Origin of the sequence: Vibrio sp. V42_P2S4T144, assembly GCF_009904715.1 — a bacterium.
Classification (GTDB): Bacteria; Pseudomonadota; Gammaproteobacteria; order Enterobacterales; family Vibrionaceae; genus Vibrio; species Vibrio alginolyticus.
On the sequence record NZ_WXWS01000655.1, the window covers coordinates 1 to 2,105 of the forward strand.

Below are 2,105 nucleotides of genomic sequence, written 5' to 3' on the forward strand. Positions count from 1 at the left end.
GAGTTGAAACGTATTGGCGCCCCTTTTTCTCAGCCGCTTTGGAGTGCACAAGCGCTAATTGCATCACCACAATATGTAAAAATGGCCCATGAGAATTTCATAGACGCTGGCGCTGAGATTATCACTGTTAACAGTTATGCATGTGTTCCATTTCACTTAGGCGAGGAACTCTATGCGAAGCGAGGGATTGAGTTAGCAAAATCTGCAGCCAAAATTGCCAGAGATGTAGTCACCAGCTCTAACGATAGAGTGCTCGTTGCGGGGTCTCTTCCTCCTGTCATGGGGTCTTACAGGCCTGAATTATTCGAGCCGAAAAGGGCACTGGAAGTGGCTTCTGAGTTATTTGAAGCTCAAGATCAATATGTTGATATTTGGTTAGCTGAGACCGTGTCTAGCCTCGCTGAAGTTGAAGTTCTATCAATAATTTTAGCCAAAACAGATAAGCCCAATTATCTTGCTTTCACCTTAATGGATGAGCCTAACTCTTTGCCTCGCCTTCGCTCAGGGGAATCTCTCAAAGCCGCGGTCAATACGCTGTTGAAAACAAATGTTTCAGGTATCTTTTTCAATTGCTCTATTCCTGAAGTTGTCGAGCAAGCGATCATTGATACACAAGCAGTATTGTGTGAGTCAGGTAGAGAATTGACGATAGGTGTTTTCGCAAATAGCTTTGCTCCGATAAAGCAAGCGCACCAAGCCAACGAGACCATTCAGGAAGTTCGTCATTTCTCTCCGACTGAATATCTTGAGTATGCTAAAAAGTGGCATGCGCAGGGAGCGAGCATTATTGGTGGTTGCTGTGGGATTGAACCACGTCATATTAAATTGCTAGCGACTTGGAGAGACACTCTCGAAAACGCCTAATTTTGGTGAAGCGCAGGGAAGTATGGCAAGAGGTTTTGTTTTTCATTCATCGTTATAGACAAAATAAAGGTCTTTCATATCTGGCAAAGTAACAAGATGCTTTAACTTACTCATTCATTACCTTGCCAGTTTGCCTCGAGATTTTTATTAATTATTTTTGGTTCAGATTAACGACAATCTTTCCAACTGTTCTCTGATTTCGCATGTCCAAGAGTGCGTTACCTACATCCTCTAAGCCGATGATCTTCAGTTTCGGTACTTCCAATTCTCCATTTTCTAATAGCTCAGACACTTCCTTTCCGGCATTAACGATACTTGCAAACCCTCTCTCGCCAAAGACATGACCAGAGCCCAAACTTATTTGGTGGAAGCCCAAGCCTTTTAAGAAGGCATCTGGATATTGAGAAGGGTCGACAGTCTTGACGAGCTCCACCATTTCTCCCTCAAAGGTTAACACCGAGGCTGCAATTCGGTCGTTATCACCGCCTACACAATCGAGTGCAACCTCAACGCCATGATTTCCGGTAATGTCCATTACTCGTTGAAATACATTTTCATGATGATAATCAATCGTATGGGTTGCTCCTAACGAGGACAAATATGCGTGATTAGCTTCTGAACTAGTAGCAATGATCTGTTCAACACCAAATGTCTTTGCTAACTGAATAGCAAAGCTTCCAACGCCGCCAGCACCTCCGGCGATAAAAATGCTGCTTCGATTTGAAATATCGAGCTTGTCTACCAAAGCGCGATATGCGGTCCAGGCTGCGCAAGGTGTAGATGCTGCTACTTCAACCGGAACCTGAGGGTGCTTTATAAGCGTTCTTGAATCATGGATAGCAAATTCAGCGAATCCACCGTGATGGCGTCTCATGTTTCCGTGATACAACACTTTATCGCCAACCTTCCAATCAACGACCGCATCGCCTACAGAGACTATTTCTCCTGATACGTCTAACCCGCCAACAAAATTGTTATCCATGTTAGTGACCATGTCTGACCAATAATGAATTTTTGCATCGACAGGGTTCAAACCAACAGCGTTAACTTTAACCAATACATCAAATTGGGTTTCTAGTTTTGGTGTAGGTAATTCGGATAAAGAGAAAGTATCGTTATCTCGTTGGTAAGTTATCGCTCTCATAGGTTTTCCTTATTATTAAGAATGGTCGAAAGTCATACTAACTCAGAGGGTGCTGCTGCAATAATTATGGTTTTTTCTTATTTTGATAATTTTAGGT

At 42.9% G+C, this 2,105-nt stretch carries 2 protein-coding genes; one reads left to right on the top strand and one right to left on the bottom strand.

Features of this window, described 5'->3' with window-relative positions:
• The coding region (locus CAG68_RS21285) for a homocysteine S-methyltransferase family protein (protein ID WP_161441624.1) at positions 1-864 on the top strand (864 nt) is incomplete at its 5' end.
• Positions 865-1,015: 151 nt separating this feature from the next.
• Here CAG68_RS21285 and CAG68_RS21290 read toward each other — a convergent pair.
• A complete protein-coding gene (locus CAG68_RS21290; protein ID WP_054728511.1) occupies positions 1,016-2,008 on the bottom strand; it encodes a zinc-binding dehydrogenase in 993 nt (330 codons plus the stop codon).
• Between the last annotated feature and the right edge of the window lie 97 nt (positions 2,009-2,105).

Coding starts and splice junctions, on each gene's coding strand:
- CAG68_RS21290 (WP_054728511.1), bottom strand. CDS start 2,008: ATGAGAGCGATAACTTACCAACGAGATAACGATACTTTCTCTTTATCC.